Here is a 26,463-nt window from a genome sequence, read left to right on the forward strand (position 1 = left end):
AAAGCCAGTTTCTCGGTATTAAGCCAAATTTATGCAAAAATGTGGAAAGCCATTTTCACAAAATTTTTCTTAATACTCGAAACTAAACAGCTTTTTCACAACCTCTTGGTAAACGGTGTTCAAAAGCCAGTTTCTCGGTATTAAGCCAAATTTATGCAAAAATGTGGAAAGCCATTTTCACAAAATTTTTCTTAATACTCGAAACTAAACAGCTTTTTCACAACCTCTTGGTAAACGGTGTTCAAAAGCTTGCATCTGCGGTAATAAGCCCAACCAAAAGAAAAATAGGAGGAGCTATTTTTGTTTGGCTGTTCTTATTACTTGATGCAGGACAGCTTTTTCACAACCTCTTTATTTCAAATCTAATTCTACTGGACAATGGTCACTGCCCATAATGTCCGTATGGATCTTTGCATCAGCCAGTCTTGGCGCTAAATCTTTGCTCGTCAAAAAGTAATCGATCCGCCAACCAGCATTGTTTTTTCTTGAATTGAATCGGTAATTCCACCAAGAGTAAACACCTTCTTGGGTTGGATAAAAATAACGAAATGTATCGATAAACCCGTTATCCAACAGTCGAGAAAGAGCCGCTCTTTCTTCTGGAGTGAATCCAGCATTTTTTTGATTCGTTTTCCAGTTTTTCAAATCGATCGTTTGATGCGCGACGTTTAGATCCCCGCAAACGATGACTGGTTTTTGTTTCTTTAAATTTTCTAGATAATTATAAAAGGCTTCTTCCCATTCTAATCGGTAATCTAAACGTTTCAATTCACTTTGAGAATTTGGCGTATAACAAGTTACAAGAAAGAAATCGGAATATTCCAAAGTGATCAGACGGCCTTCTGTGTCGTGGATATCGATACCCATTCCGTAAGTGGCATTCAATGCAGGTTCTTTAGCAAAAATGGCTGTACCAGAATAGCCTTTTCGTTCTGCATAATTCCAATATTGATAATAACCAGGAAGATCTAAATCGATCTGTCCTGCTTGGAGCTTTGTTTCCTGCAAACAGAAAAAATCGGCGTCTAACTCATGAAAAACTTCTAAAAAATTTTTATTTACGATGGCACGAAGCCCGTTCACGTTCCAAGAGATAAATTTCAATAAAAACACACTCCTTCGAATTAAATTCCTTACCTTTGCGATACTATTGTACCTCATTTTAGTAAAAAATGGTGTAAGATGAAAGTAACTAAATGATCCAGGAGGAAAGTCGATGAAGATTGGTGTAATCGGTGTAGGGAATATTGCAGAAAAAGCATATTTACCAACCTATGCGAAAAAACAAGGAACAGTTGATTTTTATTTTGCAACACGAAATAAAGAAACAAAAGAAAGAATCCAAAAAGAATATGGGTTCCAACATCTATATGAAACGATCGATGAGCTTTTAGAAGAAAAAATCGAGGCATGCATGATTCACGCAGCAACAAAAGTACATTATGAGCTAGCAAAAAGATGTCTAGAAAATGGTATCCATGTTTATATTGACAAACCGTTGAGTGTCCATCTAAACGAAGTGCGTGAATTGCAAGAATTGGCTGATAAGAACCAAGTGATCTTGATGGTCGGTTTTAACCGACGCTTTGCTCCTATGGTAGAAGAATTGAAACGTATCCCAGAGAAGCGGCTGATCCAACTGCAAAAAAATCGAATAGCGGCAAAAGAGACGACAGAATTCGTCCTTTATGATTTATTTTTACATCTCATTGATACAGCGGTGTATTTATTGGATGAACCCATTTTGAGAACAAAATATCAGATAAGAGAAACAAAGGAATATTTGGAATATGCCATTTTACAATTAGAAACACAAAATCAAACGGCTCTATTAACGATGGATCTAGCAAGTGGTGCTAATACAGAAAAATATCAAGTAACAAGTAAGAATGGTACTTATGAAGTAAGCGACCTGACCCAGCTTGTCATTCAAGATGCTGATGGAAAAAAGGTGAAAGAATTTGGCGACTGGACGAACACGCTAGTCAAACGCGGGTTTGAGCCAATGGTAGAGGCCTTCTTATCTCAGATACGTTCAGGTAAACCGGAAGCAGAACTGCTTAAGCAGCAAGAAGTTGTAAGAAGTCATGAATTATGCGAGGAAGTGCTTAAAGAGCACTACCGTCATCAACTTTGAACAAGACTGGCAAGATTGTATTAAGCGTGATAGAATAATGGGGACGTTTGAGAAAAGAAAGGAAAATCCTCAGTGAATAAAGAAGAAATAGTTGAAAGCTTAGCCACGATCACTTTATTGTTTGATGAACCATTGATGAACTATACGTTTACGAAAACAGGCGGACCAGCTGATGTCCTTGCATTCCCGAAAAAGCAAGAAGAAGTAAAGCAAATCATCGATTATTGCCGAATCCATGATATACCTTGGATGGTACTAGGAAACGCAAGCAATCTGATCGTTCAAGATGGTGGGATCCGTGGTGTAGTCATCATGCTGACTGAAATGAAACAGATTCATGTCAAAGGAACGATGGTCATTGCGGAAGCAGGTGCCTCACTGATTGATACGACTTATGCAGCTTTGGCCGAATCATTGACTGGATTTGAATTTGCTTGCGGCATCCCGGGAAGTGTCGGTGGAGCGGTTTATATGAATGCAGGTGCGTATGGCGGAGAGATCAAAGATGTTTTTGCTGAAGTGGATCTTTTGCTTGAAGATGGAACATTGAAAACTTTGACAAAAGAAGAAATGGTATTTTCTTATCGTCACAGTAAAATCCAAGAGCTACGTGCTATCGTATTGGAAGCTCGATTCAGTTTGCAAACAGGGGATTATGAAGCAATCAAAGCACGAATGGATGAGTTGACAGAATTGCGTCAATCCAAACAGCCATTAGAATACCCTTCATGCGGCAGTGTCTTTAAGCGCCCAGTAGGACATTATACGGGTCAGCTAATCCAGCAAGCAGGATTGCAAGGTCTGAAATGGGGCGGTGCACAAATCTCTGAAAAACATGCAGGATTCATCGTCAATATCGATCATGCGACAGCGACAGATTATATTGAATTGATTGCGCACATCCAAGAAGTGATCAAAGAAAAATTTGATGTGTCTTTAGAAACAGAAGTGCGGATCATTGGAGAGAAACAAGCACTATCAGAAACAAGCAGAAGTTCAGCGAATTAATAAGTAATTGCACTTAAAATAAGTAAAAGAGCAGGACGGAGGACGCCCTGCTCTTTTTGTGGTTGTTTACGCAAATGGTGCAAATCTTGTACATTTTAACACAATAAAACAAAAAATATAGAATATTTTCCCGTAAATTTTTCCATTTTTTGTAATATTCTCAAAAAAAAGATAAAAAATGTGAATAACTGATGAAAAAACAGGTGTAATCCATCATAAAATCAGTATAGGTGAAAAGATGAACTTTCATCTGCATATCAAGTGATTGGTATGAGGCATTTTTTTGAGGTGTAGGATATGAAGTTGGATTACCTTATCGAAGAGGAAGATAGAGAAAAACTGCTGTTAGCCAGATATTTAGAATTTGAGAAAAAGAATTACGTCGTGTTGTCTAAGTTATATGAAACATTAGGTTTATCTAAATTTAAAACAAGAAATTATATCATAGAATTAAATAAAGAATTTTCTGAATTCAAATCAAAGCCAGAGATCCAAATCTCAGAAGAAGGAGAGATTCATGTTGAACGGCTAAATTTGACGGATATCAAAAATTTAAGAAGAATCTACTTTCAACGATCAAAAATTGCTCGACTGTTAACGGAGATCGTGGATTCAAAAGTAACAATTGAAAAATTTGCAGAGAACCATTTTTTAAGCATATCAAGAGCTTATGTAAAAAGAAGAGAATTAGTCTCTTTTCTTGAACAGCATCAAATAAAGTTAAAGAAAAACATATTAGTTGGGGAAGAAATAAACATACGGAACGTATTATTTGGGGTATATTTTGGGGGCTTTAATGGTTTTTCTATGCCATTTAGAGAAAGCGTCATGAATGAAGCAAAAAGTATCGTGCAATATTTTGAATATCTGTTCAATTTAAAGTTGTCTGCCACAAAGCGAATCAAATTCAATTTGCTAACTACTGTTAGTTTGTTGAGGATTTATGGAAATCAACCAATAGGAAAACGTTTCTTTTCAGATGAATACTTTAAGAGCTCAGAAGGAATGAAGATTATTAAGGATTTATCGCATATTTCTTTTCTACATATCCCTAAAGAGCAGATTATTGATGAGATTTCTTATATCATGTTATTTTTGATTACGGAAGAAGAATTTGAATTAGATGGTGCGTTTGGACTTGCAGAAGCTCATTTTCATGATATCCATATGATTAGTCAAAAAATGTCAGTGGAATTGATTGATCAATTACCATTTTCAACTGAAGTTTCTGAAGAAGAAAGACTCCATATACGAAAAGAACTTCGTATGGGGATGATGCATGTCAATCGGAAAAATTGGATATTCGACTTTGAGATGACTAGTTTTACGTCTAAAAAGCAGTTGCAGTTTTTCTTCGAAACGTATCCAATATTCAGTACAGCGATCCAAAATGTCATACAAGATAATAAACACTATTTCTTGGAAAAAGATGAACGTTTCATGATTCGCTTATTTTATGATTATCTTTTTTTATTGGTCGGTATTTGTCCAGTCTTTTATTTTGAATCACCAATCCATGTCTGTATTGATTTTTCTCAAGGATCTGCCTATACCGCTTATATTATTTCTCAAGTGAAGGGATTTAAAAATTACAATATTGTGATTGAAAGTCGAATCACTTCCCGTACGGATATTTATTTATCTGATTGTTTGCTTGAAAAATTCAACAAAGAGCAGATAATATGGAAAAATCCGCCGACACCAGATGACTGGGAATATTTTGGGAATATCATTATCAGAGAAAAAAATAGACATTTAACTGAAAAAATCAGCTAATATTTATGGATGACAACTTTGTCTTACCTATTTATTAGCTGATTTATGTTTTTTTTCAAAGAAAAGATGACTAGATATCGAGAGATATTGCTTGACAAAATTAAAAAGTACATAAGTTATTATTACGATTTTCTTTAAATAATAAAAAATCAAGAAAAATACTGTCCCAATTGACCATCTTTTTTTGATTTTATCTATATAATAAAATCATCTTATGAAAATTACTACTTCATGCTGAGGCAAGAGTAGGGAGGACTAAGAATAAATGTGTTCAAAAAGACAACCTAAAAAACTAAATAAACACGCTTGCCGTTTAGACAAAGAACGATCGTGTTCTGAAAACCGCTATGTCAAATTTGTGATGCGTACGATGCTGATCAGCTTATCTGTAGGTGTCTATATGAATGTACCCGTTCAGGCAACGGCACAAACCATCAAAATCGTACGTACATCTGTCTCTGAGACGACTGATTCTCCTATTACTATTACCCATACTTTCACTGATGTAAGTGGAACACAGCTACTTCCTTCTTTGAATTCCTATAATAAAGTCAGTTATCCTCCAACGATAAACCACTATTGGTTAATTCCTAACAAAACATTATGGACATCAGAAACTGGAAGTAGCGTGCCGCTTTCTGTCTTTTCCGGTATGACTGATCCAACAAAAGGTGATCAGCTAAAACAGATCATTGATAGTTTAAATCATGCTTTGACAGGTGTGAAGGACGGTGGAAGTGCACAAGTCTCTTATGTATATGGAAAAGATTATTCACAGTTCAAAGGCAAGGAAATCAACGTTCTGGCAGGGACAAAAATTTCGATATCGGATCTGGTAGAAAGCTTGAGGAATGCAGATGGAACACAAGGAGATATGTCCAAAGTAATTTCAAACAATGGGAATATCATAGACACGACAAATACAGGAGTATCTACTATTGACTTGTCTTATTTTGATCCAATTGCTTTAAAAACAATGACTGCATCTGCTGTGATTCATGTTCATGTTGATCAAACAGCTATCAAAGGAAAAGATCTTCATCTAATAACAGGAGAGAATTACGACCCTAAATCTCTTATCGAATATGTAACAAAAAGCGATGGAACTTCAGGGAATAAAGAAGAAATCAAAATGAGCGGGACAGTAGATTCTACCACACCGGGAGAATATCCCGTCGTATTAACTTATGCAGACCCTCTTACATCAAAAATGGTGGAAACAACAGCTGTCGTTTATGTAGAAGCACCTGCTGTTTCATCGACTGTCATCACTCATTTTATTGATCGTCAAACGAATAAAGAACTGCAAGCAGAAACACGCATAAGTAGTGTAGAACTTATTCCAGATTTACAACTCCCTGCTGAATTTTCTGATCGAGTGCCGAATGTAGATTTGTCGACTTATGAACAAGACGGAAAAGTCACTTCTATTTCTGACTGGATGCAAGCAAACGGATTAGACAGAAACAGTAACTGGTCGGTGATTCTTGAAGCTATTCACTCAAAACTGATGAATAATAGGAAGCAATCAGGAGAGGAAATTACCTTCACTTATGTTTATGTACCGGATAATAGTTCATTAGAAGGTCATGTTGTTATTGCTCAGCCAAATGAAAAAATAAGTAAAGAAGAGTTGATCAAATCCGCAACAAACTCCTTAGGTAAACCCGTACCGTCAAAGGATGTAGAGGTCACAATCAACGGAGAACCATTGGAGGATGGTTATTTGACCAAACAAACAGGCGATTTTACGATTATGTATAGTTATCATGACCCGTATTCACTCCAAGAACTCCGTGCTCAGTCGCTATTACATGTTTTACCATTAAATAAACAGATAAACCAAAAAGAACAAAAAAGACAAGAAGAAAGCTTGCCAGAAAAAAAACAACAAATGGCTCATGCAGTTTCTCCAACAGGGAAAGTAAAACAAATAAGAAGCCTAGAACCAGTAAGAATATCTATAAAAAGCTCAGAATCTAACAAAACGATAGGGCAAGAAGATCCTTTGGCCCCACAAGTTTCTGAATCGGAAAATGAAATGTTAGAGTCTAAAATAGAACAACAACAATCAGAAAAAGAAATTGTTACTAAACAGTCGGAAGATCAAAATGAATCAGATGACCACAAGGAAACGAAGAAAAAACGCTTGTCAACTATTGATTCCACCAATGAGCATCTGCAGCCGCAAGTACCGCTTCCTAGTCCGGGAACACCCGCACCTGGTGGAGGCGTCCCTTCTTCTTCCGTTTTAGGAGATGTCATGCGAGGTATGGCAGGAACATGGGTATACGCTAATCGAAATGAATTTGACGCAGATGACTGGTTCTGATTCATCCCCCTATCTGCTATAGTCAAATAAGTAGCTGAGTTATCTGTTATTTGGCATAATGGATACGAGGAGGGATAGAAAAATGTTAGATAAAACGTTGCCTTACGCAGAAATCTGGATGACAAGACCACTTCAACTGCCTGTGCCAATGACGCCTTTAGCGGAAGGCTTTAAATTTCGAACCTATCAAAAAGGGGACGAATCTGCTTGGTCAGAGATTGAAACTTCCGTTGGGGAATTTCAAACGACAGGTGAAGCACTTGAGTATTTTCAAAAAAACTTTGCTCCTTATCCTGAAGAACTTGAAAGAAGGATGTTTTTTGTAGAGACAAAAAATGGAGAAAAAGTAGCAACCTGTACCGCTTGGCGAAAAAAATCAAGAGAACGAATGTATCCGGTTTTTCATTGGTTGGCAGTTAAACCAGTTTACCAAGGAAAAGGGCTCGCAAAAGCATTGACTGCTAAAGTCTTACAAGAATTTCCTACCCTCCATACGGATGGACCAATCTATCTTCACACACAGACATGGAGCCATCAGGCGATTGCTCTTTATAAAAAAATGGGTTTTTCTTTTATTGCTGAAAATCTAGATGGCACACCTAATTCAGATTATGAAAAGGTTATGCAGGTTTTAAGTCAATTGGATAAATAAAAAAATGGTGAAATCAGCTCACAATATGAGAAGAAAAACGGAAAAGTAGTTCTTTCTATCTTACTGTTTTTGAATTCATCCTGTTGGCTAGCTGATGATACGCTATTTATTCGAAAAAGAAGAGGTCGTGACAAAAGTCTTGTCACTGCCTCTTCTCTTATTTTTTTAGAATTTTTATCGTTTGATTTTTTTGGGAATAAAATTCTTGATGAAAGTAAATTTTTGGTAATCATTTCGACTATACAAGTAACCAAATATACTGAAAACGACTGCTCCAATAAAATTAACAAATAAATCCTTCATAGTATCTATGATTCCTACATCTAAATAACCATTTTGGATGATTATTTTATCTGTTTTACCGTCTGCATTCTGACTTTCAATGACTGTCCGAGTGATATCAGGAACATGATAGACAGTGTTTCCGTCTTTGCTTAACTCCACACTATTGATTTGCTGGATGATCGTATCTTTTTGCATATCGAATTGTAGCAATTTATCTGCTGAAAATTCAACAAACTCCCACATAACACCAACTGTCATCGAAAAACAAAAGGAAACGACTGCTAATAACAGAGGAGTCAAGTTCATCGTTTTTGTATTTTTATTGAGCAAATAAACAAGTGAAAAACCGACACCCCCAGCTAAAAATCCGCTGAATGCATGTAGAAAAGTATCCCACATTGAAAAATAGCCATAAAAATCGCTTAATTCTCCTAAAACCGTTGAACTGAAAATAAAAGATAACAATATGATTTCTAACATATTTGGAATCTGTATCTTTAATATCTTTTCCAGAAAATAAGGAATTTCAAATAAAATCAGTGTCAATAATAAAAGCATCGTATTTCCCCAATGTTGGTTCCAAATCTGATCAACCAACATAATAACAACGATGATACGTAATAAAATATAGATTCCATTTGTGATTTTGCCAGCAGTTTTTGTACTGTTCGTAAAAAAGGTTTTCAAATGATTCATAAAATAACTCCTTCATGTATATCCTTAATTATACTAAGAAGCGCGTGTTTACCAAAACTATATGTCTTAAAGAAAAACAGAGTTGATATTGTGAAAAAAATCACTTAATATAGGCATAAGGAGAAAAGGGGGATAAACATGAAAAAATTAGTTGTTGGTTTATTAACGGCGGTTTCGCTTCTTGCCATGAGTGCATGTGGCGCAGATCAGAAAAATACAGCACAGACAAGTTCTAGTACGAAGGAATCTGCCGAAGTGTCATCAGGTGCTTCTAAACAAGCATATACCGATCCAAAAGAAATGAAAGAATCTTATGATATCGTAATCGTGGGAGCTGGCGGTGCAGGGATGGCAGCCGCTATCGAAGCAAAAGATGCTGGTTTGAACCCAGTGATTTTCGAAAAGATGCCTGTTGCCGGAGGAAATACGTCTAAATCATCAAGCGGAATGAACGCTTCTGAAACCAAATTCCAAAAAGAAGAGGGAATCGAAGACTCCAATGAGGCATTCTATGAAGAAACGCTAAAAGGTGGCGGAGGAACAAATGATAAAGAAATGCTTCGTTACTTTGTCAATCACTCTGCTGATGCAATCGATTGGTTGGATCAAAATGGGATCAAACTAGATAATTTAACAATCACTGGAGGGATGGGTGAGAAGAGGACGCATCGTCCGTCTGATGGCTCGGCTATCGGTGGATATTTAGTGGATGGATTATTGAACAGCGTCCATGAGCGAAAAATACCGATTTTTGTCAACACAGATGTGACAGATATTAAGAAAAATGGCGAAACAGTCAATGAAGTGACTGTACATGTCCAAGGAGAAGAACCAAAAGAGATCACCGGTAAAGCAATCGTCGTCACTACAGGCGGTTTTGGTGCTAGCAAAGAATTTATTGAAAGATATCGTCCCGATTTAGCTGATTATATTACGACAAATCAAGAAGGATCAACTGGAGATGGTATTACCATGATCGAAAAGTTAGGCGGACAAACCGTTGACATGGATAAAATACAAATCCATCCAACCGTGCAACAGGATGAGGGAATCTTGATCGGTGAAGTGGTTCGCGGAGAAGGAGCAATCTTGGTGAATCAAGAAGGCAAAAGATTTGTGAATGAAATGGATACAAGGGATAAAGTATCTGCAGCCATCACAGCGTTGCCTGAAAAATCAGCGTATTTGATTTTTGATCAAGGCGTGCGTGATCGTGCCACTGCTATTGAATTTTATGACCAAAAAGGATATGTCACAACTGGAAAAACAATGGAAGAATTAGCAGAAAAAATTGATTTGCCAAAAGAAACATTAGCAAAAACAATTGATGGATGGAATGCGGATGTTGCGGAGAAAAAAGATGCTCAATTCAATCGTGCCACAGCCATGGAACATGATCTATCGTCTCCAAATTATTATGCAATCAAAATCGCGCCAGGGATCCATTATACGATGGGTGGTGTGAAAATCAATACGAATACCGAAGTATTGGATAAAGAAAATCAGCCGATCAGCGGGTTGTATGCTGCTGGAGAAGTCACAGGTGGCTTACATGGAGACAATCGAATCGGTGGAAACTCAGTTGCAGAAATCATTATTTTTGGGCGACAAGCGGGCATACAAGCAGCTCGGTTTGCTTCGGAAAATGAATGAAATAGAACGTAAATAAAAAGAGGTTGTGAAAAAGCTGCCTTGCATCAAGTAATAAGAACAGCCAAGTAAAAGTAGCTTCTTATGTTTTTGACTTGGTTGGACTTATTACCGCAGATGCAAGCTGATTGAACACCGTTTGTTCGGAAAAAGAGCGTGAGACAAAAGTAAAGAACACTTTTGTCTCACGCTCTAAACACGTATAAACGGCGGAAGCAGGAGCAACTCCTTCGGAAATAAGCTGAAATTCACAAAAATTTGAAAAGCAATTTTCGAGAATTTTTTCTTATTTCTTGGAGTTAAACGCTTCTATTCCAGCCTCTTTTTTGATCAGCATGGTTTTATTCAGTTATCTTCAAAATGATTTTTCCGATGTTTTTGTTTGCTTCCATATATTCATGCGCTTGTTTGACCTCGCTGAATTGGAATGTACGGTCAATGATTGGCCGAATCTTGCCATTTTCTAGAAAAGGCCCCGCTTTTTCCATAAAAGTTTGTGCGAGCTCTGCTTTATACTGATCACTTCTAGGTGTCAATAATGTACCAAGAAGTTGGACACGTTTCCCAATCAATACACCAAGGTCTATCTCAGGCACAATGGTTCCGCCAAGCATACCAATCAAGACCCAGCGTCCATCAACGGCTATAGAAGCTAAATTCTTTTCCCAGTAAGAAGCGCCGATGAAATCCAAGATAACATCGACTCCTCGACCATCAGTGATTTTTCTTACCTCTTCTTGAAAATCTTGTTTTTTATAGTTGATCAATTCATCTGCACCAAGTTCTTTACAAAAGGCGAGCTTTTCTTCTGATCCTGCAGTAACGATGATTTTCGCGTGAGAAAGTTGTCTAGCTAATTGAATCGCTGCTGTTCCAACACCACTTGCTCCTGCGTGGATCAAAACAGTTTCGCCTTCTTGTAATTTTCCAAGCCAATAAAGTGTTTGATAAGCAGTCAGAAAAACTTCTGAGATTCCAGCAGCAGAAACATAATCTAACGTATCAGGGAGAAGGATTGCTCGATCGGCAGGCATCACAGCATATTCAGCATAACCACCTAGATTGACTAATCCGTACACTTTTGTTCCAGTAGTAAAAGTGGAGATATCACTTTTATTCTCAACTACCTCTCCAGCTACTTCGACACCCAAAATAGGGTAGGGAGGTTTTAAAGAGACTGATTCTCTTTTCATGATATCTGTTCGATTGACCGCTGCTGTATGGACTTTTATCAATAATTCGCCTTGTTTTGGTTCAGGAACAGGCACTTCTATTTGTTCTAATACATCTACAGAACCAGGATGCTTGATTGAAATGGCACGCATGGATCTATTCCTCCTTTGCCCATTCTTGGAATGCTGTATTCAACTCTTTGCTACCTTCAGAAAGTACTAGAGTCGTACGGGAAATATCCGTTTCTTCCACTAGAGCGGCAAGTACAGCAGCAACTGTAGAGCGAGTGATCGTTTTTGATGCCTTCTCATTAGGCTTAGTTAATTGAATGGAAGTAACTTCTTCATCGTTCGTCAATGTGACTGGTTGAAGAATGACAAAATCTAAGTTAGTTCGTTTCAGCCATTCATCTGCATAATGTTTAGTAATATAATAATCTGTCATGGACTCAGGCCATTTTGCTGGTTCATCCGCATAAACAGCACTGACCATCAGATAGCGAGAGACATGCGCATTTTCAGCTGCGATCACTGTTTTGATTGCGCCATCCAAGTCTACTTGCAGAAGATTCTTTCCTTGAGAACCGGCAGCAAAAATCAATACATCGATACCTTTGAATGCTTCAGCCATTTTTTCCACGGACCAAGTTAAATCAAAAGAGACATACGAAACATTCTCTTTTTTTACTAATGTCTGGGAAGCGACATCTCTTACCCCAGCAAAAATTTCGTGGGAGCTTGAAGCTAGATCTTTTATCAGGTGTCGGCCAATCTGTCCGTTTGCACCTACAACAAAAATTTTCATTTGGATCATCCTTTCGACGTCAAATCTTACTATTTAATAGTAACACCAAAAGAGAAAAAAATCAGACATCGGCTACGATAACTATCAGTGATGAAGAGAAGGGCGCTTGAAGTATCTTAGCAAGACATTGCATACTGCCGCAGTCGCAAGGCCAGCGACGATTCCTTCAGGTACGCCACTTGTAAAAATAACTGCAAGAATAGCTGAATAAACAGCATTTAAATTTGTCCCGATGACTTTGGCATAATCTTGCTGGAATAAAAAGTAGATCATATTCATCACTAAAATCGTATTGGTCAATGAGCCGGCAAGTCCTGCTAAGAATAAAGAGACGGTATCTGCTTTTTGTTTCATCAGTTTGCGCAGACCATTATAAACGAAATAAGGAACAACACCAATCAAGATCCGAGGGATAAACGCGATCAACAAGGCTTTCCAGCTTCCATGTTCAGTTCCGATGACTGGGATGAACGGAGAAAAGACAAAAGACAAAGGTGTTTGGATAACCGTACTTCGAATCATACTGATCAGTCCAAATGTACCGCCAAGAAAAGCACCTAGTCTTGGTCCTAAAACGATCGAAGCAATGATTACAGGTATATGCATGGTTGTTGCATTTATTGGGCCAATAGGAATAAACCCTAGAGGCGTAACAGCTAATAAAATCAAAATAGCTAAAAACATCGCAGTCAAAGTAAAGTTTTTTGTATTTTTCATAAGTACTCCTTTTCCACTAAACATTTCTTTCGTTAAGAGTCAGCATGACCTGTTCGATGATCGTCTGAATATCAGCTAAGGCACCTTTTCCAAAATCTCCGCAAGCTAAAAGAGATTCTTTTGGTTCGATTTCCTGATAGCCGACAGATCTCAATGTTTCCAGATTACGCTGAGTGATCGGGTTTTGATACATATTCGTGTTCATGGCAGGGGCAATCAGTTTTGGTGTTCCCGCCGGAAGCGCCATTGCGACTGTTGAAAGGAGATCGTCTGCAATGCCGTTTGCTAGCTTGCCGATAATGTTTGCCGTAGCAGGTGCGATGAGAAACAAGTCAGCTTGTTTGGCTAGTTCGATATGATTGATCACCTGTGGATTTGATTCTTGCATGACATCTGTATGGACTGCTCGCTTCGACAGAGATTGCAAGGTTAATGGCGTGATAAAATGTGTGCTGCTTTGAGACATAATCACATCTACTTGGACACCTGATTTGACAAATTGACTTGTAAGATCGGCACTTTTGTAAGCAGAAATACTTCCGGTAACGCCTAATAAGATCTTTTTCATTTTGATTCCTCCAATCTAATTTTTTCAGTAATCAATGCAGCAATCTCTGATTTACTTTGTGCTTCTTCCACTGTCCCATCTTTAGATAAGAGATAACCGTGGTGTGTCTCGCCATGGATTTCTGTCAAATCATTCGCGAAAATAAAATCAGTTTTGTTATTTATCAGACTGTTTTTGGCGACTGTAAGAAGAGATTCCTTTGGTACGTCTACTAATAGTTTAAAACCAATGATTTTCGCTTTCGGCTGCCATTCACGCAGATAAGAAATGATTTTTGGCGTTTTCTTCAAAACGAGCACAAGATGCTCGGTGTCAGAAGAGATCTTTGAAGCAGAGTTCTTTATTTGTTCATTTTCTGCAAACCAATTGGCCAGTTCTTCTTGTGTTGAAGAAGCGGGTAGTTTTTTTGCCAACTGTTCTTCTGAAAAACTAAAAGCAGGAGTAAAATCACTGACTGCCATACTGTGGATAATTGCATCATAGTGTTCTTTTTTTGTGAGTGCTTCTAATTGTAAAAACAAGTCTTGGGCAGACTCAATCGTATAGATCGTTATATTGGAACGTCTTTCCGGTTTCAGTGCTTGTCTCGTAGTCACGTAATCGACTGTGGTATCTGGGTTGGCAGCTAAGTGATCAGCTAAAGCTTGTCCTAATCGTCCTGTCGAATGATTCGTAATAGCGCGTACCTGATCGATTTTTTCAGTTGTCCCTCCAGCTGTGATCAGAACCTTCATTTTTGGTCACCTACATTTACCAGTGTTCTTCCTTGATGTGTCCCAGCAAGTAGTTTAGTTGCTGTTTCAGGCAAATGCTCCAGAGTTACTTCTTGGGCGACTAGATCATCTGCTATCTGCAAATCTGCCATCTGTTGCCATAAAGAAGGACGTTGTTCAATAGGTACATTGACAGAATCGATCCCAATCAATTGGATGTTTCGCAGAATAAAAGGCAAAACGGTCGTGTTTAGTTTGATTCCCCCTGCATTACCACATAAAGCTGCTACACCGTTATAAGAGATCAATGGAAGAAGACTACTTAGTTGCTCACCGCCTACTGTGTCGATGACAGCATCGATTTGCTGTTTTCCTAAAGCTTTTGTTGTTTCTGGCAGAAATTCATCAGGACGTACGACTTGAGTAGCACCTAAACTTTTTAGCCATGTGACAGACTCTTCTTTTCTGGAAAAAGCGATGATTGACTGGAATCCGAGTTTATGTAACAGGGCGACAGCTACACTGCCTACACCGCCAGAAGCACCAGTAATGACAACTTTTTTATTGGAGGTTATGCCTTGACGGATTAAAGCGTTCACACACAACATAGCAGTAAAACCTGCTGTACCAAAAATCATCGCTTGACGCAGTGTCATATTTTTCGGTAGAGGGACTAACCAGTCTCCTGGTACTTTTTGGTATTGGCTGTAACCGCCTGGATAGGTGACACCAAGCCCAAAACCAGTAGCAAGTACAAGATCTCCTTCTGAAAAACGTGTATCTTTACTTTGGACGACAGTTCCGGATAAATCAATCCCTGGAGTCATTGGATATGTTCGTATCACCTGACCAGACTCGCTCATTGCCAATGCATCTTTATAATTGACATCAGAATAGGCAATTTTTACCAAGACTTCATTTTCAGCCAATTCAGTAAATGGCAGATCACTGACTGCTGTATGGAAAACAGGTTCATTTATTACCTGAAAAGATCGAAAAGCGTTCATTCGTGAGACACTCCTTTTAAAAATTTTCTTTTATCATACCACAAAGCCTACTTTTTTATTCTGGTTCTTCCTTAAATTTAGACAAAAATTAGGTGAAAGAGGCAGAAAAAAGAAAGAATCGAATAAGTAGAAATGATTCGAAAAGATAAAGAAATATTCAGCAAAAAAAATGTTAAAAAGGGTTGCCTTTTGCAATAAAATTCGTATACTAATACGAGTGGTAGTAAACCAGAAGTTTACTATTAGAAAACTTCATACGGAGGAAATTATGGAAATTGGTGAGAAGTTAAGAAATTTGCGCATCCAAAAGAATTTGACACAAGAAGAACTAGGCGAACGCACAGATTTGTCAAAAGGGTATATTTCCCAGTTGGAACGAGATTTAAGTTCACCATCAATGGAAACATTCTTTTCTATTCTTGAAGTCTTAGGTGTCACTCCAGAAGAATTTTTTCATCAAGAAGCAGCGAATCTGCAAGTGGTTTATTCAAAAGAAGATCATACGGTTTATTTCGATGAAGAAAACGGGTATGAATTGGAATGGCTGGTGGCTGATTCGAATGAAAAAGAAATGGAGCCTGTTTTACTAACTTTTGAAGGTGCAGGAGAATATAAGACGTTTGAACCTTCATTATCTGAAACGTTTATTTTTGTATTAGAAGGGGAATTAGAGTTAAGCTTAGGAGAGACGATCTATGTGGCAAAAGCAGGACAGTCGATCTATTATCAAGCGACAAAACAACATCAATTAAGGAATCATCTCAAAAAACGAACAAAAGTATTGATTGTCGCGACACAATCATATTTGTAATATAGGGGGTAAAAACGTGGGGAAACCAATCATTTCATTTGATCAAGTAGTGAAACGCTATGATGATGAAACAGTATTAAAAAAAGTAAGTTTTGAGATCGAACAAGGAAAATTTTATACACTGCTTGGTCCTTCCGGCTGTGGTAAAACAACGATCCTACGTATTATAGCTGGATTCACCGAAGCTACAGAAGGGGACATCTATTTTGAAGGGAAACGGTTGAATGATTTGCCAGCTAATAAGCGACAAGTAAATACCGTCTTCCAAGATTATGCACTTTTTCCTCATATGAATGTTTTTGATAACGTTGCTTTTGGATTGAAGATCAAAAAAATGTCCAAATCTGATATCGAAAAGAAGGTAAAAGATGCATTGCGTATGGTCCAGCTTCCTGGATATGAGAAACGGGAGATCAGTGAAATGTCTGGTGGTCAAAGACAGCGTGTAGCGATTGCACGAGCAATCGTGAACGAACCTAAAGTATTGTTACTAGATGAACCGTTATCGGCGCTTGATTTGAAACTACGTACAGATATGCAGTATGAACTGCGGGATCTGCAACAACGATTAGGGATCACGTTTATTTTTGTGACTCATGATCAAGAAGAAGCGTTGGCGATGAGTGATGAGATTTTTGTCATGAATAAAGGGAAAATCGTCCAAAGTGGTACGCCTGTAGATATTTATGATGAGCCAATCAATCATTTCGTTGCTGATTTTGTTGGGGAAAGCAATATCGTGGACGGTGTGATGATCGAAGATAATCTAGTTGAGTTTGTTGGTAAGCAATTTGAATGTGTCGATGGCGGGATGCGCCCGAATGAGCCAGTTGAAGTTGTTTTACGCCCAGAGGATTTGACGATCACGACACCAGATAAAGGAAAGCTAGTCGTAACGGTCGATACTCAGCTGTTTCGTGGTGTCCATTATGAAATCATCTGTTATGATGAACAGCAAAATGAATGGATGGTCCATTCGACGAAAAAAGCTAAAGAAGGAAGCAAAGTAGGATTGGCCTTTGAGCCAGAAGATATCCATGTCATGCGTTTCAACGAGTCTGAAGAAGAATTCGATGCACGTCTTGACAGTTACGAAGAATAGGGGGGACATGAATGAAAACAATGCGCAGAATCTATTCCGTCCCTTATATTTTGTGGCTCGGTTTATTCGTGATCGCGCCTGTATTAATGATCATTTATCAATCTTTTTTTGATATGAATGGGCAATTCACGCTGAATAACTATCTATCTTATTTTACGTCGGGGACATCGCTTTCTATGACGATCAATTCTGTATGGTATGCATTTTTGATTACGTTTTTTACACTGATCATCAGTTACCCGACTGCTTATTTTTTAACAAAACTGAAGCACAAGCAATTATGGCTGATGTTGATTATTTTGCCTACATGGGTGAATCTGCTGCTTAAAGCTTACGCATTTATTGGAATTTTCAGTGTTCACGGCAGCGTGAATCATTTCTTTGATTTTATCGGGATCGGACCGAAACAGATATTGTTCACAGACTTCAGTTTCTTGTTCGTCGCAACGTATATCGAGATTCCATTTATGATTATGCCGATTTTCAATGCATTGGAAGAGATGAATCCTTCTTTGATCAGTGCCAGCAGAGATTTAGGAGCGAATAGCTTTGAGACCTTCCGACGAGTGATTTTTCCATTATCATTAAATGGTGTGAAAAGCGGCGTCCAAGCAGTCTTTATTCCTTCTCTTTCTTTATTCATGCTCACTCGTCTGATTGGTGGAAACCGAGTGATCACTTTAGGAACAGCTATCGAACAGCATTTCTTGGTTACGCAAAACTGGGGGATGGGTTCTACGATCGGTGTGATTTTAATCATTGCTATGTTTATCGTGATGCTCCTGACAGGCGAGAAGAAAAAAGGAGGTCGCTCATAAATGAAAAAATTTAAATGGTCGTATCTTTATTTAGGGATCGTCTTTTTATTCTTATATGCACCGATCTTCTATCTGATTTTTTATTCCTTCAATGAAGGAGGAACGATGAACAGCTTTACAGGGTTCACTTGGGAAAATTATGAAGCTGTTTTTGAAGATACTCGTTTGATCATTATCGTATTGAATACGTTCATGTTGGCTTTCTTATCTGCATTGATCGCCACGATCATCGGGACATTTGGGGCTATGGGGATCTATTACACGAAGAAACGACGTGCACGGACAGCGTTGTTGAGCATGAATAACATCTTATTAGTCTCTCCTGATGTTATTATCGGTGCTAGTTTCTTGATTTTCTTTACACTACTAGGGTTCGGATTAGGTTTTCAGAGTGTATTGCTTTCCCATATTGCTTTCAGCATTCCAATCGTCGTCTTGATGGTCTTGCCAAAATTGCAAGAAATGAACGATTCAATGGTTGATGCGGCTAGAGATCTTGGTGCGAATAATTTGCAAGTAGTCAAAAATATCATTTTGCCTTATCTTTCTCCAGGGATCATAGCTGGGTATTTTATGGCATTTACCTATTCTCTTGATGATTTTGCGGTTACGTTTTTCGTCACAGGAAATGGCTTTACAACGCTCTCAGTAGAGATTTATTCTCGTGCAAGACAAGGAATCAGTTTAGAAATCAATGCGCTAAGTGCATTAGTTTTCTTGTTCTCCATGATATTGGTCATTGGTTACTACTTCATTAGTAAAGAAAACCGTCCAAAACGGTTGAAGAAAAACAGAAGAGTACGCGAGGGGGTGGCACGGCTACGATGAAAAAATTACAATCTCTGTTTTTAGGTATTCTTATCATTATTGCGGTGCTACTTCTTGGTGTTCGTCAACTTGAAAAAACAAGTGGCATGAGTGGAGCAAAGGTACTGACGATCTATAACTGGGGGGATTATATCGATCCTAGTTTGATCACGAAATTTGAAAAAGAATATGGATACAAAGTAAATTATGAAACATTTGATTCTAATGAAGCGATGTTCACAAAAATCCAACAAGGTGGAACAAACTACGATATCGCTATTCCAAGTGAATATATGATCCAAAAAATGATCAAAGAAAAACTAGTGCTACCCTTAGATCATTCAAAGATCAAAGGATTAAATAATATCGATCCACGATTTTTAAATTTGGATTTTGATCCAGATAATCAGTATTCGATTCCATATTTTTGGGGAACTTTAGGGATCGTATATAATGATAAATTCTTTGATGCAGATCAAATCCAGCATTGGGATGATTTGTGGAAGCCGGAATTGAAAGACAGTTTGATGCTGATTGATGGTGCACGAGAAGTTATGGGGCTTTCTTTGAATAGTTTAGGCTATTCTTTGAATAGTAAGAATATGGCACAGCTGACAGAAGCAGCAAATAAATTGAATCATCTAACACCAAATGTCAAAGCAATCGTGGCTGATGAAATCAAAATGTATATGATCAATGAAGAAGCTTCCGTGGCAGTAACATTTTCTGGCGAAGCTGCCGATATGATGTGGGAAAATGAACATTTACATTACGTGATCCCACCAGAAGGGTCCAATCTTTGGTTTGATAATATCGTTATGCCAAAAACTGCGAAAAATAAAGAAGGTGCCTATGATTTCATCAACTTTATGCTAGAACCGGAAAACGCGGCACAAAATGCAGAGTATATTGGTTATTCTACACCAAATGAAAAAGCAAAAGCGTTATTGCCAAAAGACATTTCGTCGGACGAACAATTTTATCCATCTGATGACACGATCTCTCATCTTGAAGTCTATGAAGATCTAGGATCGAAATACCTAGGCATCTATAATGATCTATTCTTAGAATTCAAGATGTATCGGAAATGATGGCAAAACTCAGTAAAACTGGGGATTTATCAACCTTCTAAATAGAGAAAAAGCGACCTTTTTCTATTTGAGTTTTCCAATTTTCTACCAAAAGCGGCTGAAAAGCCGCTTTTTTTTGTTATTTTATTTTTTTCTACCACAGTTTTCTACCAGAGAAAAATATGGAAAAGGATATGTCGAATAGTGAATAATAGCTCAGAATTCTGCTAGGAGGATATGAGGTGGTAAAGACAACATACAGTCCATTTTTAACTTACTGCGTTGGAACATTTTTTTGAGTGAAGTTAGTATTTTTGATACGAAAAAATAATTAGTAATAAGATGTATACACCTCTTCAATTGACTATTCATTTAAAGCAGATATCTGTAACTAATAAAATTGATTTTTTCAATGATTGAGTTTAAGCCAATTATTACATTAGAATTGTCGATTTTTACAAAGTTGTTTTAATGAAGAACATTTCGTTTTAATATTCAGAACGAGAGGAAGGATATGATGGATAATCAAATACAAGTAAATCAGAACGATAAATTTCAACTTTTTAAAGAAGACAATGTAAATATTTTGGTGGAAAGGTCAAGTATGCGATTCTACTTGATTCATGATCCAAACCTTTTGATTAAGTTAAAAAAGCATCTAAACGGAACCTATGTCCAAGAAATTAATGAAATGCTTAGTAATATTGAAACTCAGAAAATCGACAAATACATTGATCAAAAAAGAATCCTTCAATTTCTAAGAATTTTAATGTTAAAAGATTGGCACTGGTATTGACTTCGGATTGTAATTTAAGGTGTAAATATTGCTATGCAGATTGCGGAATCTATTCCTTTGCTAATCGAACAGTTATGAGAAATAAATCCTTGGAAAATATTCTTGAATATTTCTTAACTTCTTTTAAAAGTGTAGAAGCAATTCAGTTTTTTGGAGGAGAACCTAGTCTTTGTGGAAAGCAAATTGAATTTGCAGTCAATTATATCAACAAATATTGTGAGACACATCCGGACTATAAAAAGCCTAAATATGGAATCGTCACTAATGGATATGCACTTTCCAATAGGTTATTAGATTTGTTCGAGGAAAATAATTTCACGCTGACATTAAGCCTAGATGGTCCAGCTTCAGTGAATGATGCCGTAAGAATTGATACAAAGGGGAAGGGATCATACAATCGAATAGTTGAGAGCTATCGAAAGGCAAAAGACAGGAAACTTGAAAATTTAGGATTTGAAGGAACCTATACTAATGAGCATTTAAAGCAAAAAGTTTCACTAGTAGACTTAGTTAAATTTTTTGGTGAAGAGTTTGGTGTGAATATTCCACATATTGCTCAAGTTCAATTTGATGAACCCAGTTCTTTAGATTTATATAATGACTCAATTTTATACCAAAAATACATTATTGATTTAGTTGATTATACATTTGAATGTATTTTGCACGATCAAGAAATTCAAACCACAGTAATTACGTTAGGTATTATGAGATCTGTTATCGAAAATAAATTCGTGGATATTATTTGTCCAGCGGGTGCAGGAACCTTGTCTGTAGCAGAAGACTTAGTCATACAGCCTTGTTTTATGTACACAGCTAATGAATCTGCAAAACTTGGGAAGATTGGTGACGATCCACAGAATATAGTGGATTCAATATTGCAGTTTACTAATGCAGTAAATAATAAATCTAAATATACTGCTTGTGAAGGATGTCTGGCAAGAGAAATTTGTTCCTCATGTTTGGGTACTTTTGATATTGAACATCAGGAAAAAGTTGTGGATATGACTTGTGTTACGATCATAACAACTTTAAAGAGAACTCTATATCAGTTTGCTAGAATTCAGTCGGATCCATTACTTTGGTCAAAACTAGCTGAGCGATTAAGTTTAGTTAGTTAATGATAAATATGTCTTATTATAACGGAGGAATTAACATGAGTGAAATTCAAGTTCAATCACAGCAAGAGCTAGCACCAAAAGACCCTCGTGGTGGAGTCATTTGTGGAATTGGTTGTGATGGTGGCGTGTGCGGGATTTTCTGTTAATCTTGTAAAGCTGCAAAAAACAAGAAAGGGACTTGCTTGTGTAGTGAGTCCTTTTTGAATAAAAATTTTAGAAAGGAAGGCTGTCGATGTGTAGAGAAGTATTAAAAACAAAATATTTAGTAAAGCAGATTGAAGGTGTATTAGTTTTAGATAAGGTTAATATGTCTATTTCTCAAGGAGACATATATGGGTTTATTGGTAACAATGGTGCTGGAAAAACAACTTTTATGAGAACTATAACAGGATTAGTTAAATACAATTCTGGTGAAATTAAGTTATTTGGAAAAAGTTTTCCTTTAAATAGACACTCATTACAAAAAATCGGTGCATTAATCGAAAATCCAGTATTTTTTCCTGAATTGACAGCTTATGACAATCTGAAGTACTTTTCTCTTTTAACTAATAGAAATGTGGAAAACATTGATCATATATTAGCATTGATGAATTTAGATAAAGTTGGAAAGAAAAAAGTTAAAAATTTCTCACTTGGTATGAAACAACGTTTAGGTATTGCAATCGCACTAATTCCTGATCCAGAGTTGATTATCTTAGACGAACCACTAAATGGATTAGATCCACAAGGAATTCAGGATATAAGAAACCTAATATTAAAATTAAACCAAGAACATGGGATTACTTTTTTGATTTCAAGTCATATTTTGAGTGAGCTTGAGCAAGTTGCAACTAAATATGGAATTATGCATGAGGGGCGACTGATTGAAGAATTTTCTATTTCTGAGTACGTAGATTTAGGGTTTACAGGCTTCACTATTGAATCATCAAAACCACTAGATACACTACAATTTTTAAAACAACATTTTCCTAAAAATCAAATTACTTTTGATGCTCAAAAAGAGATATCTATTGATTTAGCGAGTGATGAGGAAGAACGGCTCCAAACAATGCTTGACCAGGAAATGAAAAATTCCTTTTTCTTGAAACGAAACGTGATGGATATGGAAAAGTATTTTTTACACAGAGTGGAGGCTGTTAAATGAATATAAAAGCAGATTTCTTTAGATTTCTTAAAAATAAAATAAATTTGTTCTTATTGGCTCTTAGTTCTTTTTTTGCAATGTTAACTTTCATGGTCAGTAGTAACGCCAAACGACCAATAACTGTAGTAATACAGAATCTTTTAGCAACCAACAGGAGCTATCCAACTTCATCTAAAAATGCTCTTTTAGAGATGTTACATTCTGCTGATATGGTATTACTGTTTATGCTGTATTTAATCTATTCGTTTTGGTTAAGTGATTTTGATAATGGTAGGGTTAAACAATTATTTTTGGCCTCTGGAGATCGATTTGGAATTTATTTTAGAAAAGTAGTAACTATATTTTTAATGACTACAGTTTTTTATTTTATGTATTTAATTGCATCGTTTGTTTGTACTTATTTTATTTTTGGTGTTCATGTATCAACATCTATTTTAGAAATCATAAGAACAATAGCATTCCAATTGATAATCATTTTTTTGCTTTTAAGTATTTCTTTTCCGCTTATATTTGTTCTGAAAAATACCCATATTATTATCACTTGTCTATTTCTATATCCGGTGGTAATCCAATTACTTTTTATTCTGATAAAACCGTTAGTCAACGAAGGAATCCTCAATAAAATAGCGGAATTTGAACCACTTGTTCTTTTTAGTAGTTTTGGAATCAATCAATCGCTGAGTTATATTCAGGTTTCAAGCTTCAGTCTATTATTAATTTTTACGTTTCTAATTATTGGAAACTTTCTTTTTAGAAGAAGTGAATTGAGATGAGTATTCTCAGGTCGTGTTTATTTCTGTTTTGGATAAATAAGATTTTTCATATTTTATTAGCTTGTTTGATACTGATTAGTTCAGTCGGACTGATTTGGAACGATTCAGTATTTTATATTCGATTGTTGTATATTTTCCCTATGGCTTTTGCAATTTATAGTTGTGGTCGAGTGGTAGGGATTCTCAATAACGTTTATCTTAGTAAAGGCTATTCTAATTTTTTATTGTACGTAATTTCTCTGTACTCTACTCTATTAACTATCTTTTGCTTTTTATCATTGCTGCAACTACCAACTATTATGTCGATAATACTTTTCTTTCTGCTTAATAGCATTATTATGGTGCTTCTGAGTAGTACTGGGAAAATTTCTAATACCGTAATTTTAATTTTGGTATATGTACTTTTCTTATTGAAAGTCTTTATTTCAATCTAATTAAAGATACGGTTGTGGTATATTTTTTGTAGAAGATATATAGAGAAGGGATACGAGAAAATGAAATTTGCAATCTGTGATGATGAAGAAATTTATTTTGATTACCTCCGAAGTGTCATTAGTACTTTGGAAGATGAAGAAGAAATTTGGATTGAATACTATTCAACAGGTGAAAAATTGTTGAAGGACTTAAAAAATAACCAACATTTTGATTTAATATTTATGGATGTTTATTTTACTGATGAAGCTCAAGGGGTTGAGATATCCAAATCCATTCGAGAATTTGATACAAAGGTCCCAATATGTTTTTTGACTACTTCTGAAGAATACGTATTCGATGGATATGATGTGCAAGCTTTACAATATCTAATTAAACCGATTGAAAAAACCCAGATTCAAAAGATTATAAATCGTATCAAAAAACAGAATAAAAAGGATTACTTGGTTATCCATAGTAATTATGAAGTTCATCGAATACTAAAAAAGGATATTTTATATGTTGAAAGCAGTAAAAGACAATTGATTATTCATCTTAATAATCAATCTGAAATTTCAACTTACGCTAAACTAAAAGATTTCTCAAAAGAATATTTAAAAGAAACCTTTGTTCAATGTCATCAATCTTTCATCGTAAATATGGAATACATAGATGTTATTTCTTCTAATCAGGTTTATTTATTGCGTGGGCGAGACATCATTCCAATAAGTAGAAGGTTTAAAAAATCGTGTTTAGAAAAATTTAAAAGATATATATTTGAGGGAAGTTAATATGGAGACAATCATTCATTTTTTCAAAGATACCTCATTATTATCTTTATTTAATATATTAACAACTGTATTTGAAGCATTACTCATTTTTTATTTCCTACAAACGTTTTTTGAAAACAGTAAGTTTTCGTGGAAGACAACTATAATTATTATCTTTGTTGGTAGTATGTTTGTGATAATAGTAACCCAGATTTTTGAGGCTTCTTCAATTGTACTTTTTTTATTCTTGTTTTTCTGTACATTTTTATTTGAGAATAGACTTAGAGATAAGTTTGGTATTGTCCTCTTATTCTTTTTGGTGGTGCTGATGAGTGGAATTATTGTTAATGGTGTTGGAAACGTCTACTCACTTCTAACTCAATCGTCAATTCAAAAAGAAATAAAGCAACAGATTTTTGATGTTTATCTATCTGATTTGACAGTCTTTTTCTGTCTTTTCTTTATAAGAAATAGAAAAATGAAACCAATTTCTTTTATCGGTATGATCCTAGTAATGCTAGTACTTTATATTTCTAATAGCTTTGTGGTATTTGTTATTAGCGTGGTATTTGGTGAGAGTAATCAGGATTATTTGATAATCTCTCTTAATGTGACTGTCCTGTCCTTGTTACTGAGTATAGCATTCCTATTTTATTACGTAGAAATTAGAAAAAAGAATATTGAAACACAGATTGAAAGTAAGTATTTAAAACATGTTTATCAATTAAAGCAAAATGAAGTAACGGCAATTAAAGAAAGTAACGAAGAAATTTATAAAGTTAAACATGATATGAAAAATCAGCTACTAATGATTCGCCATCTGTACGAAAAAAGTGCTGTAGAAGGAAATACTTATATTGGTAAGCTGATTTCTAATATGGAATATGATAAGGGAGGAAAAAAATATACAGGTCAGCTTATTATTGATTACTTTTTGAATCAGTTAGACACCTCATGTAAGGAACTAAATATAAGACTTATTGTGGATGTGGTTAAACTTCCTAAGCTGAGGATTGATGATGTTGACTTAACTATTATTGTTAGCAATATTTTTGATAATGCAATTGAAGCATCAAAATTTCTAGATAGTCCTTATATTGATGTAAAAATACAAACTAGAAATAATTATTTAGTATTTAGCTGTATAAATAATTATTCCAAAGAGTCCTTAAAAAGTAAAAAATCAAATAAAACGGAGAAACATGGGATTGGTTTAACTAATGTTCGACGAGCAATTGAAAAATACAATGGTGAACTAGATATAAAGAAAGAAGTTAATATTTACAAAATCTCATTTTTTATTAAATTTTAGAGAAGGGTAGCAC

25 protein-coding genes are annotated in these 26,463 nt (G+C 36.0%); 17 read left to right on the forward strand and 8 right to left on the reverse strand.

Features of this window, described 5'->3' with window-relative positions:
- Nucleotides 1–351 precede the first annotated feature (351 nt).
- A complete protein-coding gene (locus OZZ83_RS11515) occupies nt 352–1,104 on the reverse strand; it encodes an exodeoxyribonuclease III (RefSeq protein WP_002308394.1) in 753 nt (250 codons plus the stop codon).
- 112 nt (nt 1,105–1,216) lie between these two features.
- Here OZZ83_RS11515 and OZZ83_RS11520 point away from each other — a divergent pair, with 112 nt between their 5' ends.
- From OZZ83_RS11520 to OZZ83_RS11540, 5 genes are all read left to right on the forward strand, one after another.
- On the forward strand, nt 1,217–2,137 hold the full coding sequence (locus OZZ83_RS11520; protein WP_002313435.1) for a Gfo/Idh/MocA family protein: 921 nt from the start codon (nt 1,217–1,219) through the stop codon (nt 2,135–2,137).
- Between the two features lie 72 nt (nt 2,138–2,209).
- Nucleotides 2,210–3,145, forward strand: a complete 936-nt coding sequence (gene murB, locus OZZ83_RS11525; protein WP_278023379.1) for a UDP-N-acetylmuramate dehydrogenase — start codon at nt 2,210–2,212, stop codon at nt 3,143–3,145.
- A 297-nt stretch (nt 3,146–3,442) separates the two neighbouring features.
- Nucleotides 3,443–4,921: a helix-turn-helix domain-containing protein gene (locus OZZ83_RS11530; protein ID WP_278023378.1), complete on the forward strand. Its 1,479-nt coding sequence runs from the start codon at nt 3,443–3,445 to the stop codon at nt 4,919–4,921.
- Nucleotides 4,922–5,186: 265 nt separating this feature from the next.
- Nucleotides 5,187–7,253 carry a bacterial Ig-like domain-containing protein gene (locus OZZ83_RS11535; protein WP_278023377.1) on the forward strand — a complete coding sequence of 689 codons (2,067 nt, stop codon included), beginning with the start codon at nt 5,187–5,189 and terminating at the stop codon, nt 7,251–7,253.
- A gap of 82 nt (nt 7,254–7,335) precedes the next feature.
- Nucleotides 7,336–7,905 (forward strand): GNAT family N-acetyltransferase, encoded by a 570-nt coding sequence (locus tag OZZ83_RS11540; RefSeq protein WP_002308402.1) that lies wholly within the window; start codon nt 7,336–7,338, stop codon nt 7,903–7,905.
- A 174-nt stretch (nt 7,906–8,079) separates the two neighbouring features.
- Here OZZ83_RS11540 and OZZ83_RS11545 read toward each other — a convergent pair whose 3' ends face one another.
- A complete protein-coding gene (locus OZZ83_RS11545) occupies nt 8,080–8,886 on the reverse strand; it encodes a hypothetical protein (protein ID WP_002308404.1) in 807 nt (268 codons plus the stop codon).
- Nucleotides 8,887–9,024: 138 nt separating this feature from the next.
- Here OZZ83_RS11545 and OZZ83_RS11550 point away from each other — a divergent pair, with 138 nt between their 5' ends.
- Entirely contained in the window at nt 9,025–10,539 is a 1,515-nt protein-coding gene (locus OZZ83_RS11550; RefSeq protein ID WP_002313438.1) for a flavocytochrome c, read from the forward strand.
- Nucleotides 10,540–10,877: 338 nt separating this feature from the next.
- Here the strand turns inward: OZZ83_RS11550 and OZZ83_RS11555 are convergent, their stop codons facing one another.
- The 6 genes from OZZ83_RS11555 to OZZ83_RS11580 form a co-directional block, all read right to left on the reverse strand.
- Nucleotides 10,878–11,861, reverse strand: coding sequence for an NAD(P)H-quinone oxidoreductase (locus tag OZZ83_RS11555; protein ID WP_002312163.1), 984 nt, complete (start codon nt 11,859–11,861; stop codon nt 10,878–10,880).
- Nucleotides 11,862–11,865: 4 nt separating this feature from the next.
- On the reverse strand, nt 11,866–12,513 hold the full coding sequence (locus tag OZZ83_RS11560) for an NAD(P)-binding oxidoreductase (protein ID WP_002308407.1): 648 nt from the start codon (nt 12,511–12,513) through the stop codon (nt 11,866–11,868).
- 84 nt (nt 12,514–12,597) lie between these two features.
- On the reverse strand, nt 12,598–13,230 hold the full coding sequence (locus OZZ83_RS11565) for an ECF transporter S component (protein ID WP_002308409.1): 633 nt from the start codon (nt 13,228–13,230) through the stop codon (nt 12,598–12,600).
- A gap of 16 nt (nt 13,231–13,246) precedes the next feature.
- The gene (gene coaC, locus OZZ83_RS11570; RefSeq protein WP_002308411.1) at nt 13,247–13,798 is read right to left on the reverse strand and encodes a phosphopantothenoylcysteine decarboxylase; all 552 of its coding nucleotides are present in this window, start codon (nt 13,796–13,798) and stop codon (nt 13,247–13,249) included.
- On the reverse strand, nt 13,795–14,532 hold the full coding sequence (locus OZZ83_RS11575; protein ID WP_002308412.1) for a phosphopantothenate--cysteine ligase: 738 nt from the start codon (nt 14,530–14,532) through the stop codon (nt 13,795–13,797). Before OZZ83_RS11575 ends, coaC begins: the two co-directional genes overlap by 4 nt.
- The gene (locus OZZ83_RS11580; protein ID WP_002308414.1) at nt 14,529–15,518 is read right to left on the reverse strand and encodes an oxidoreductase; all 990 of its coding nucleotides are present in this window, start codon (nt 15,516–15,518) and stop codon (nt 14,529–14,531) included. Before OZZ83_RS11580 ends, OZZ83_RS11575 begins: the two co-directional genes overlap by 4 nt.
- Before the next feature lie 268 nt (nt 15,519–15,786).
- On the opposite strand from OZZ83_RS11580, the gene OZZ83_RS11585 reads away from it, so the two are divergent.
- The 11 genes from OZZ83_RS11585 (at nt 15,787) to OZZ83_RS11635 (ending at nt 26,450) form a co-directional block, all read left to right on the forward strand.
- Complete coding sequence (locus tag OZZ83_RS11585) at nt 15,787–16,329, forward strand: helix-turn-helix domain-containing protein (RefSeq protein WP_002308415.1); 543 nt, start codon at nt 15,787–15,789, stop codon at nt 16,327–16,329.
- Between the two features lie 16 nt (nt 16,330–16,345).
- The gene (locus OZZ83_RS11590; protein ID WP_002308416.1) at nt 16,346–17,431 is read left to right on the forward strand and encodes an ABC transporter ATP-binding protein; all 1,086 of its coding nucleotides are present in this window, start codon (nt 16,346–16,348) and stop codon (nt 17,429–17,431) included.
- Nucleotides 17,432–17,442: 11 nt separating this feature from the next.
- Complete coding sequence (locus OZZ83_RS11595; protein ID WP_002287038.1) at nt 17,443–18,249, forward strand: ABC transporter permease; 807 nt, start codon at nt 17,443–17,445, stop codon at nt 18,247–18,249.
- Nucleotides 18,250–19,077, forward strand: a complete 828-nt coding sequence (locus tag OZZ83_RS11600; RefSeq protein ID WP_002308417.1) for an ABC transporter permease — start codon at nt 18,250–18,252, stop codon at nt 19,075–19,077.
- Nucleotides 19,074–20,147: an ABC transporter substrate-binding protein gene (locus OZZ83_RS11605; RefSeq protein ID WP_024635601.1), complete on the forward strand. Its 1,074-nt coding sequence runs from the start codon at nt 19,074–19,076 to the stop codon at nt 20,145–20,147. The genes OZZ83_RS11600 and OZZ83_RS11605 overlap by 4 nt, the downstream gene beginning before the upstream one ends.
- Before the next feature lie 493 nt (nt 20,148–20,640).
- Nucleotides 20,641–20,922: a hypothetical protein gene (locus OZZ83_RS11610; RefSeq protein WP_065763701.1), complete on the forward strand. Its 282-nt coding sequence runs from the start codon at nt 20,641–20,643 to the stop codon at nt 20,920–20,922.
- The gene (locus OZZ83_RS11615) at nt 20,919–22,040 is read left to right on the forward strand and encodes a radical SAM protein (protein ID WP_239495946.1); all 1,122 of its coding nucleotides are present in this window, start codon (nt 20,919–20,921) and stop codon (nt 22,038–22,040) included. Before OZZ83_RS11610 ends, OZZ83_RS11615 begins: the two co-directional genes overlap by 4 nt.
- Nucleotides 22,041–22,272: 232 nt before the next feature.
- Nucleotides 22,273–23,184, forward strand: a complete 912-nt coding sequence (locus OZZ83_RS11620; RefSeq protein ID WP_278023373.1) for an ATP-binding cassette domain-containing protein — start codon at nt 22,273–22,275, stop codon at nt 23,182–23,184.
- Complete coding sequence (locus tag OZZ83_RS11625) at nt 23,181–23,957, forward strand: ABC transporter permease (RefSeq protein WP_325066067.1); 777 nt, start codon at nt 23,181–23,183, stop codon at nt 23,955–23,957. The genes OZZ83_RS11620 and OZZ83_RS11625 overlap by 4 nt, the downstream gene beginning before the upstream one ends.
- Nucleotides 23,958–24,451: 494 nt before the next feature.
- The gene (locus OZZ83_RS11630; RefSeq protein WP_002312173.1) at nt 24,452–25,159 is read left to right on the forward strand and encodes a LytR/AlgR family response regulator transcription factor; all 708 of its coding nucleotides are present in this window, start codon (nt 24,452–24,454) and stop codon (nt 25,157–25,159) included.
- 1 nt (nt 25,160) lies between these two features.
- The gene (locus OZZ83_RS11635) at nt 25,161–26,450 is read left to right on the forward strand and encodes a sensor histidine kinase (RefSeq protein ID WP_002312174.1); all 1,290 of its coding nucleotides are present in this window, start codon (nt 25,161–25,163) and stop codon (nt 26,448–26,450) included.
- The last annotated feature ends 13 nt before the right edge of the window (nt 26,451–26,463 follow it).

Origin of the sequence: Enterococcus sp. E5-162 (assembly GCF_035725965.1) — a bacterium.
GTDB lineage: Bacteria > Bacillota > Bacilli > Lactobacillales > Enterococcaceae > Enterococcus_B > Enterococcus_B lactis.

Bases quoted from the DNA above. Each gene is read 5' to 3' on its own strand.
- OZZ83_RS11520 (WP_002313435.1), top strand. From the start codon at position 1,217: ATGAAGATTGGTGTAATCGGTGTAGGGAATATTGCAGAAAAAGCATAT.
- OZZ83_RS11530 (WP_278023378.1), top strand. From the start codon at position 3,443: ATGAAGTTGGATTACCTTATCGAAGAGGAAGATAGAGAAAAACTGCTG.
- OZZ83_RS11535 (WP_278023377.1), top strand. From the start codon at position 5,187: ATGTGTTCAAAAAGACAACCTAAAAAACTAAATAAACACGCTTGCCGT.
- OZZ83_RS11540 (WP_002308402.1), top strand. From the start codon at position 7,336: ATGTTAGATAAAACGTTGCCTTACGCAGAAATCTGGATGACAAGACCA.
- OZZ83_RS11545 (WP_002308404.1), bottom strand. From the start codon at position 8,886: ATGAATCATTTGAAAACCTTTTTTACGAACAGTACAAAAACTGCTGGC.
- OZZ83_RS11550 (WP_002313438.1), top strand. From the start codon at position 9,025: ATGAAAAAATTAGTTGTTGGTTTATTAACGGCGGTTTCGCTTCTTGCC.
- OZZ83_RS11555 (WP_002312163.1), bottom strand. From the start codon at position 11,861: ATGCGTGCCATTTCAATCAAGCATCCTGGTTCTGTAGATGTATTAGAA.
- OZZ83_RS11560 (WP_002308407.1), bottom strand. From the start codon at position 12,513: ATGAAAATTTTTGTTGTAGGTGCAAACGGACAGATTGGCCGACACCTG.
- OZZ83_RS11565 (WP_002308409.1), bottom strand. From the start codon at position 13,230: ATGAAAAATACAAAAAACTTTACTTTGACTGCGATGTTTTTAGCTATT.
- coaC (WP_002308411.1), bottom strand. From the start codon at position 13,798: ATGAAAAAGATCTTATTAGGCGTTACCGGAAGTATTTCTGCTTACAAA.
- OZZ83_RS11575 (WP_002308412.1), bottom strand. From the start codon at position 14,532: ATGAAGGTTCTGATCACAGCTGGAGGGACAACTGAAAAAATCGATCAG.
- OZZ83_RS11580 (WP_002308414.1), bottom strand. From the start codon at position 15,518: ATGAACGCTTTTCGATCTTTTCAGGTAATAAATGAACCTGTTTTCCAT.
- OZZ83_RS11585 (WP_002308415.1), top strand. From the start codon at position 15,787: ATGGAAATTGGTGAGAAGTTAAGAAATTTGCGCATCCAAAAGAATTTG.
- OZZ83_RS11595 (WP_002287038.1), top strand. From the start codon at position 17,443: ATGAAAACAATGCGCAGAATCTATTCCGTCCCTTATATTTTGTGGCTC.
- OZZ83_RS11600 (WP_002308417.1), top strand. From the start codon at position 18,250: ATGAAAAAATTTAAATGGTCGTATCTTTATTTAGGGATCGTCTTTTTA.
- OZZ83_RS11605 (WP_024635601.1), top strand. From the start codon at position 19,074: ATGAAAAAATTACAATCTCTGTTTTTAGGTATTCTTATCATTATTGCG.
- OZZ83_RS11610 (WP_065763701.1), top strand. From the start codon at position 20,641: ATGATGGATAATCAAATACAAGTAAATCAGAACGATAAATTTCAACTT.
- OZZ83_RS11620 (WP_278023373.1), top strand. From the start codon at position 22,273: ATGTGTAGAGAAGTATTAAAAACAAAATATTTAGTAAAGCAGATTGAA.
- OZZ83_RS11625 (WP_325066067.1), top strand. From the start codon at position 23,181: ATGAATATAAAAGCAGATTTCTTTAGATTTCTTAAAAATAAAATAAAT.
- OZZ83_RS11630 (WP_002312173.1), top strand. From the start codon at position 24,452: ATGAAATTTGCAATCTGTGATGATGAAGAAATTTATTTTGATTACCTC.
- OZZ83_RS11635 (WP_002312174.1), top strand. From the start codon at position 25,161: ATGGAGACAATCATTCATTTTTTCAAAGATACCTCATTATTATCTTTA.